Annotated in this window: 8 protein-coding genes and 1 pseudogene; 7 read left to right on the top strand and 2 right to left on the bottom strand. The window is 51.8% G+C overall.

The window, feature by feature from the left end; translation table 11 throughout:
• Together AC2FNV_RS22865 and AC2FNV_RS22870 are read left to right on the top strand one after the other, a co-directional pair.
• A partial coding sequence (locus AC2FNV_RS22865; protein ID WP_496774629.1) for an ester cyclase occupies positions 1 to 206 on the top strand: 206 nt, incomplete at its 5' end.
• Entirely contained in the window at positions 197 to 1,066 is an 870-nt protein-coding gene (locus tag AC2FNV_RS22870) for an amidohydrolase family protein (RefSeq protein ID WP_170603580.1), read from the top strand. The genes AC2FNV_RS22865 and AC2FNV_RS22870, both read left to right, overlap by 10 nt.
• Positions 1,067 to 1,249: 183 nt before the next feature.
• On the opposite strand, the gene AC2FNV_RS22875 is transcribed toward AC2FNV_RS22870, so the two are convergent.
• Positions 1,250 to 2,434: an iron-containing alcohol dehydrogenase gene (locus AC2FNV_RS22875; protein ID WP_170603582.1), complete on the bottom strand. Its 1,185-nt coding sequence runs from the start codon at positions 2,432 to 2,434 to the stop codon at positions 1,250 to 1,252.
• 261 nt (positions 2,435 to 2,695) lie between these two features.
• Between AC2FNV_RS22875 and AC2FNV_RS22880 the strand changes: the two genes are divergently transcribed.
• Positions 2,696 to 2,899, top strand: coding sequence for a GDCCVxC domain-containing (seleno)protein (locus AC2FNV_RS22880; protein ID WP_254442549.1), 204 nt, complete (start codon positions 2,696 to 2,698; stop codon positions 2,897 to 2,899).
• A 193-nt stretch (positions 2,900 to 3,092) separates the two neighbouring features.
• Here the strand turns inward: AC2FNV_RS22880 and AC2FNV_RS22885 are convergent, their stop codons facing one another.
• Positions 3,093 to 3,506, bottom strand: a complete 414-nt coding sequence (locus tag AC2FNV_RS22885; protein ID WP_170603720.1) for a phosphoenolpyruvate carboxykinase (ATP) — start codon at positions 3,504 to 3,506, stop codon at positions 3,093 to 3,095.
• Positions 3,507 to 3,944: 438 nt separating this feature from the next.
• Between AC2FNV_RS22885 and AC2FNV_RS22890 the strand changes: the two genes are divergently transcribed.
• From AC2FNV_RS22890 to AC2FNV_RS22905, 4 genes and pseudogenes are all read left to right on the top strand, one after another.
• Positions 3,945 to 4,889, top strand: coding sequence for an aldo/keto reductase (locus tag AC2FNV_RS22890; RefSeq protein ID WP_170603584.1), 945 nt, complete (start codon positions 3,945 to 3,947; stop codon positions 4,887 to 4,889).
• A 116-nt stretch (positions 4,890 to 5,005) separates the two neighbouring features.
• The gene (locus tag AC2FNV_RS22895) at positions 5,006 to 5,629 is read left to right on the top strand and encodes a hypothetical protein (RefSeq protein ID WP_496774631.1); all 624 of its coding nucleotides are present in this window, start codon (positions 5,006 to 5,008) and stop codon (positions 5,627 to 5,629) included.
• Between the two features lie 127 nt (positions 5,630 to 5,756).
• Positions 5,757 to 6,260 (top strand): annotated as a pseudogene (locus AC2FNV_RS22900) (GTP-binding protein); the annotation flags it as partial.
• Positions 6,257 to 6,910 carry a DUF1826 domain-containing protein gene (locus AC2FNV_RS22905; protein WP_170603590.1) on the top strand — a complete coding sequence of 218 codons (654 nt, stop codon included), beginning with the start codon at positions 6,257 to 6,259 and terminating at the stop codon, positions 6,908 to 6,910. The pseudogene AC2FNV_RS22900 and the gene AC2FNV_RS22905, both read left to right, overlap by 4 nt.
• The last annotated feature ends 163 nt before the right edge of the window (positions 6,911 to 7,073 follow it).

Here is a 7,073-nt window from a genome sequence, read left to right on the forward strand (position 1 = left end):
CTAACTTCACGGCCGTTCCCACCGGTGGGTTCATGGGTATGCCAGCGACGGGTAAAGCCAGTGAATTCAGAGTGATCGACATCTATCGTCGCGCCGGTGACAAACTTGCCGAAAATTGGATTTTCATAGATCTTCTACACTTCTGGAAGGGGCAAGGCGTCGATATTCTGGCACGCACCACTGGGATCGAAACGCCATGCGGATAGATGCACATCACCACTTATGGGATTTGTCTGCAGTGAATTATCCTTGGCTAATGGAGAAAGGTGTCATTCGCTTTTTTGGCGACCCCTCTTCGATCCAGCGGGACTACTTGCTGCCGGAATTCCGGGTTGACGCCGAAGCTCAAGGCGTCGCGGCATCGGTGCATATCCAAGTCGGCGCGGCCGATCCATGGGCCGAAGCTCAATGGGTGCAGTCCATAGCCGAACAGTTCCAGGATTGGCCGTTAGTTCAAGTTGCGTATTGCGATTTGACCGCTGATGATTTGGAGGAACAACTCGATCGTCTTCAAACCTTATCGTCGGTACGCGGCGTTCGCCAGATTATCGGTCGCGCTCCGGGTGAAGATGCAAAAACAGGTACGAACGCGCTGCTCCACAATCCAAAGTTTTTGTCCGGCCTTAGACAATTGGGTTCACGCGGTCTTTCATTTGACCTTCAATTGTTGCCTGAACTCATGGATCAAACGGCGGACGTTCTTGCGAATGCTCCTGATACTCAGGTCGCGCTTTGCCATGCCGGATCCCCATATGACCGGACATCATCTGGGCTTCTTAAGTGGGCCGAAGCTTTGAAATCTTTGTCTGACTTGCCGCAGGTCTACTGCAAGCTTTCTGGCCTCGGAATGTTCGACCAAAACTGGAACGCCAAAAGTGTTTCGCCAATCTTTTCAGCTTGCTTATCGCAGTTCGGCGCCGATCGCTGCATGTTTGGATCGAATTTTCCTGTCGATAGCATCAGTTCCACTTATGAAGAAGTTGTTTCAAGGCATTTTGAACTGACCCCAAGCTCTTTACAGGACGATGTTTTCCGAAATACTTCGAAGCGCTTTTATCGCATCTAATGGCGAAACATTGCTTGAAGGTATTTTCAAATGTCAAAATTGCCATCTCGGTGAGTGTAGGTGATCTGCCGTTCTTATGCTTCGCTATCTGAAATACAGCGCCGCGCTGGGTTCGATATTGCTTCATTCCTATGCCCGGTTGCAGGTCTGGGGTGTCGTTAGATTTTGACCTAAGCCGAGGGTCTAGCGCGCTTGCAATATTGCGGTCTCGGTGAGGGCGCGGATCTCATCCACGCTGGCTGTTCGGGGATTTGTCGCTGCCGCGCTGTCCATTTGTGCTTTTCCCGCAATGCGCTGGGAACAATCCAAGGGAACGTTAATAGCACTCAGAGACTTTGGTATTCCAATGTCATCCAATATGCGTTCAACCTCAGCTATGAAGGCTTCTATGGAGTGGTCGTTAAGCCCCATCGCATATGCCATCCTTTTCACTTTTGGTTCCATGCCGGGGAGATTAAACCGCAACACGACTGGCAGGATGATCGCATTTGTCAGCCCATGTTGAGTGTTAAATTCTGCCCCAACCATGTGCGAAATGGCATGGACAAGGCCGAGACCTTTTAAAAACGAAATCCCGGCCAGGCATGAACCCATGAGCATTCCTCCACGGGCGGCCATGTTCTCGGGTTCACGTACGGCAATCGGAAGCCAGGCGGACACAAGCGCCAAACCCTCCAATGCAAGTCCATCGCACAGTGGATGGAACCCGGGGACCAGATAAGCCTCTATCGCATGTGTCATCGCGTCTGCGCCCGTCCAAGCCGTCAAATCTGGTGGAAGGCTGATTGTCAATTCTGGATCCAGAAGTGCAAGAGACGGTTTTAAGTCTGGGTGCCAGACGCAGAACTTCATACCTTTTTTGACATGCGTGACCATTGCGGTGCTTTCGGTCTCGGCACCAGTCCCTGCCGTTGTCGGAACGGTTATTAGGGTCGGGAAGGGCTTGCTTGATGCAATCTCGGGAACAGGTTGTTCAAACTCGAAAGCCCAAAGATCAATCTCGTTGTTTGCAGTCAGGCATATGGACTTTCCGCCGTCCATTGCGCTGCCGCCTCCAATCGCAATAATCGCGTCGTGACCGCCGTTCCTGAACAAATCACGACCAGCACCGATTTCGTCATCGCGTGGGTTAGGCGAAATGTCGAAGAACACATCCGAAGATATGCCGGAGTCAGTCAGTGAGCCTTGTAACTTAGAAAGAAAGGGTAAGGTCTGGCTTCCGCGATCGGTGACAATCAACGGCCTTGCGACACCAAGCGCGACGCACCTTTCGCCAATCTCCGCTAAGCGACCCGGGCCGTAGGCGATCGGCACGGGAAAGGTCCAGTCCTGAGGTTGTAGGATTTCAGCGTCTTTCTGAATTTGCATCGCATTATCTTTCAATATGATAGGTCCGCGGGCAAATGGTCCTTGGTGTTCCAAATCGGACCGACACGCGGCTTTTTAGAACACCTTAACAAAATTCCTGCACGAGAAATTTATGAATTCCGAAGGCACCCATAACTGTGGGCCTTGCCGATAACAGCGGCGATCCAAGGTCGCGTGTTACCTTCAACGCTTGCGGTAACAAGCGAAACAGGCAAGATAACTTCTCATCTGCAATGATGTGCGAAAAAGAACGATTTGAATATGATCTTGGAAAGTAAAATTACTTGCCCAAAGTGCGGCCACTCGGCAGTCGAAGCAATGCCGACAAATGCGTGTCAGTGGTTTTACGAGTGTAAGTCTTGCAAGACTATTTTGAAGCCATTGACCGGAGACTGCTGTGTTTACTGTTCCTATGGAACTGTTGCTTGTCCACCTATCCAAGAGGGTAAAAGTTGCTGCGGATGATGCAGTTGTGGGCAATAGAATTCGTGGATCAAACCTTTGGCTGAAAGATCAACCAACTTACCCGGTTTCTCTTTGATGTCACAAACCAGTCAGAGCCTTTGGGACAGAAGAACCCATCTTCTTTGCTTACTATCAGGATTGCTAAGCACACTTGTTCCGCAATCCAAGCCAGCTCTGACTGATTTATGTCCCTTCAAACTGAGCAAGTTTCGCGGATTAGGGTATTTTCCAACCCAAGTTTATCCAATTGATCTGTTATCTTGCCCCTCAAGGACTTAGCTGCGATCTCAAATGCCTGTTTGTCGGCCCAAGTATTCTCTGGGTGAAGAAATCGTGCTGCCTCGTCTGGACCATTCGACGGAATTCGAGTGGTCCAGACGCTGCCATTGACAAAAGGACCATCTGACAGCGTGCCGTCCATGGCGGCCTGCAACAATGCCCGTGTCGCCGCGATAGGCATCCAGTGCCCAGTATCGGCTCCACCACCGGTCCAGCCCGTGTTTATCAGCCATGCGCGCGCCCCGCTTTTCTTCAGCCGAGATGCGAACATATCGGCATATACTTCCGGCTTACGGGTAAGAAATGGCGCTCCGAAGCAGGTCAAAATGTAGGAGTGGGGCGCGCGTAACTCCTAAGCGGCACAGTAATCTTGTCGCGCCGTCAACTCCGTTTTTACAGGGCGCGGAGCCAATAAAAGCTCCTTGGGATTGTTCGAATTTTGCAACTCCATAAAGGTAAATTTGGGATTGGCTGCAACCATATCGTCCTCGTGGGAGACAAGATTACCTAACGTGGACCTCTTGCCAGATGGCTGCGCAAGCCATTGATGCTGAGATTTGAAAAGTCTGCGATCCGCTGCTCGTTGACAGTATGTGGTCACCGAGAGCTTTGAGACAGAGCTTGTACGGTTTGAAGCTGGCGAACGCAGAAATTCGCGTCACGCCAGCTTGGTCATTCGTCGAATGTTGTGCTGTAAATTGGACTTGTTTATCAGAAGTTGGTCGAGCAACATTGATGAATGTCCTGAGCCGTTGGGGAGCTTGGCATGGCACAGTTACGTGAAATTGGAACGACAGGAGTAAAAATTCCTCGCATAGGGTTTGGGTCGACCGGCCTGGGAAGTATTCCCGAAATATACGGCTACGAAGTCGATGAAGATCGCGCGATTGATACAATTCGGGCAATACTTTCTGTACCCAATGCATTTCTGGACACATCGCGATGCTATGCCATGGGGCGCAGTGAGGAGCGTATCGGAAAAGTCATTCGCGAACTTGGTGGGTGGCCGGATGGTCGAGTTCTTTCCACCAAATTGGATAGGAATATGGAAACAGGTGCTTTCGATGCATCTCAAGCTCGGAGATCATTCGAGGAGAGTCTGGAGGCGCTGGGTGTCAACCGCGTTGATATTCTTCACATTCACGATATCGAGTATTCCAACGATCTATCCGAGGTTACGGCAAGCGGCGGCGCTATCGACGAGTTATTCCGTATCAAAGAGGAAGGCCTGGCAACAGCTGTTGGGATCGCTGCGGGGCGGATCGATGTCATGATGCCAATTTTGAAGGACAGGGATTTCGACGTTGTCTTAACACACAATAGGCACACTCTCGTAAACGATAACGCGGAACCATTGATCAAACTCGCAAGATCCCGGGGTGTTTCAGTCATAAATGCCGCACCTTTCTCTGGCGGCGCTTTGGCACGGGGGAGTGCGCTGCATCGGTTTTACGTTTATCGACCGGCGAATGACGAAATTCTTGAACCAATTCGCGCGGTTGAAGAGATTTGTGCGCGCCATGATATTCCAGCCGGCGCAGTGGCCCTGCAATATTCCTTGCAAGACGAAGATATTGCCTCGACCGTTTGCGGAGTCACGTGGCCTCAGCACGTTCAACAGGCAATGGAATGGGCGGAATGGCCAATCCCCGCAGCTGTTTGGGAAGAACTGGCAGAGCTCAACCAATCTTCGGCGGATCCGGAAGCTTAGAACGAGATTCATCTGGGGCCGCTTTTTGAACAAAGCCACCTCTCAGTTAATTTCAAGCTCGGACAATTATTCGACACGCCGAGGTAATCCGGCCACTGACCGAAAGGAAATTTACGATGTTGAGGAAATGCTTATTGGTATTTGCCGTACTCCCCATGCCGGCTCTTTCAGATATCTCTGACGAGGCGAACGCTTGTATTGATGAGTTAATATCCCGCTTCGGGAATGTCGGTGGAGAGGTTCTTGGTCAAGAATTCAGCGAAGCCGCTATTATGGTGCGGCTTCGCGATGGAAATGGTTTTGAATACGAATGCATCGTTTGGTCTGGGCCCGAAGTTGCTGATCTGCGGCGCGTTGATGAAAACGCCGAAAAGGGCGACGATGGAGAAGGCGCGATGGACGGAGCGCCTGCGTCAGCGCTGACAGTATCTGGGGATCAGGTTGTAAAGTTCGACGCAGGCACAAGCGGCACCACCATAAGTGCGACACTACAAGCGGGTACCACGGTTCGCTACGTCCTGGGCGCAAGCGATGGTCAATTTCTGAACGTAAACGTCGGATCACGCGGCGGAGCTTTGGACTACAAAATATTAAATCCCGACGGCTCTTTGCTGTTTGACCTGATTTCTTCGGACACTCCATATCAAGGCCAGCTATGGCAATCGGGCGAGCACGTAATTGAGGTTGTTAACGAGAGTTCTCAACCGGTTACCTTTGATATCGGGATCGGCATCAACTAGCGCGGATTGATTGTGTTTCTGCTCTAGCCATAGCGACATCTGCCGAGTTTGTTGGAACTTGTCAGATTAAACTTCCGAGAGAGCTCACACCGTAGATTATATGTCTATCAGTTTGGCTATATGCGGCTATCCGATGTGGGTCAAAGAACTCTACGGGTTTGCGGACCATGTTCCGGAAACCGAGGAATACGGGGTGAAAAGCTTCGTCTATCGAGCACGGCAACCTTTCGTGCCCGAGAAGATTATGGCCGTACTCAACGGTGAATTGCCCGGCGTGATCCGGTCCAAGGGGCATTTCTGGATTGCCACCCGCCCAGATTGGGTAGCGGAATTTTCACTTGCCGGCGCTCTGTCCTCGGTCAAACCGCTTGGCACTTGGTGGGCCACTGTTCCAGAGGATCGACGCCCTGATCACGAAAGCGCACGGGCGTACATGCTAGCACATTGGCAAGAACCCTGGGGTGACCGGCGCCAGGAAATCGTGTTTATCGGGACCGGTATCGATTGGCCCGCGTTGAAAGCCCGGCTGGACGCGGCATTGCTTCCTGCGCTTGTTGCGGGTCGACCAGATGACTTACCGGACCTGCCCGATCCCTTTCCAATGTGGCGTCGCGCCGAGGTGGCAGCATGATTTATGCTCGAGAAGCCGTTAAGGACGCGGCAATCGGAGTTGGAGTCGCAGAAACGCCAGAGGGTCTGACAACGATTCATCATCCAGGTTGTGCCGCTGTGCTTTGGCGTCGAAAGCCTTTGAACCGCTTTCAATCTTGGATTGACGGCTTGCCATCAGAATACCTGCCCCAAGCACGATTGATTCTGCGCCCGAAAGCGGTTCGGCAGGCAGTTTCTGAGATATGCGAAGCAGCGGAAACTCCAAAGGGAACCGAATGTGATCGCCTGATTGAGGATGTGGCTGCACTATCGGACATCTTCGCAAATGTAATGGTTACGGAATGGCTGCGCCTACGCTTAGATGTCGTAACCACGAACGCCTGTCGCAGGTTTCACATTGATGCCGTAACTGCGCGTCTCGTTTGTACATACCGCGGGACGGGCACACAATATGGTGTCTCCAGCAACGGAGCAGATCCGAGTCGCGTCTTCACTGTTCCTACTGCCACTCCAATTCTGTTGCGCGGAACGCGCTGGCCTGAGCAGCCGAAGTCAGGACTTTTGCACCGTTCGCCACCGATTGAAGGTTCCGGAGAAACCCGGCTTGTGCTTGTCCTGGACCCGGTCGTCGGGCCCAACAGCAAATTCGAACAAGTGTTGATTGATTAACCCAGCAAAGCACTGCAAATCGCCAAGAAGTATGGCCGCGGTTGATATTAGGAAGGCACCGTTACTCGCACTAGTTAAACAACTGATCAGCTTGTCCGCACAGCAGTCGTTGGGAGCACGTCCAGCAAACATCCTCTTGAGGTCCAAATCGCGCATCAAATTT

It is taken from the genome of Ruegeria sp. BHSA163, from assembly GCF_059613365.1.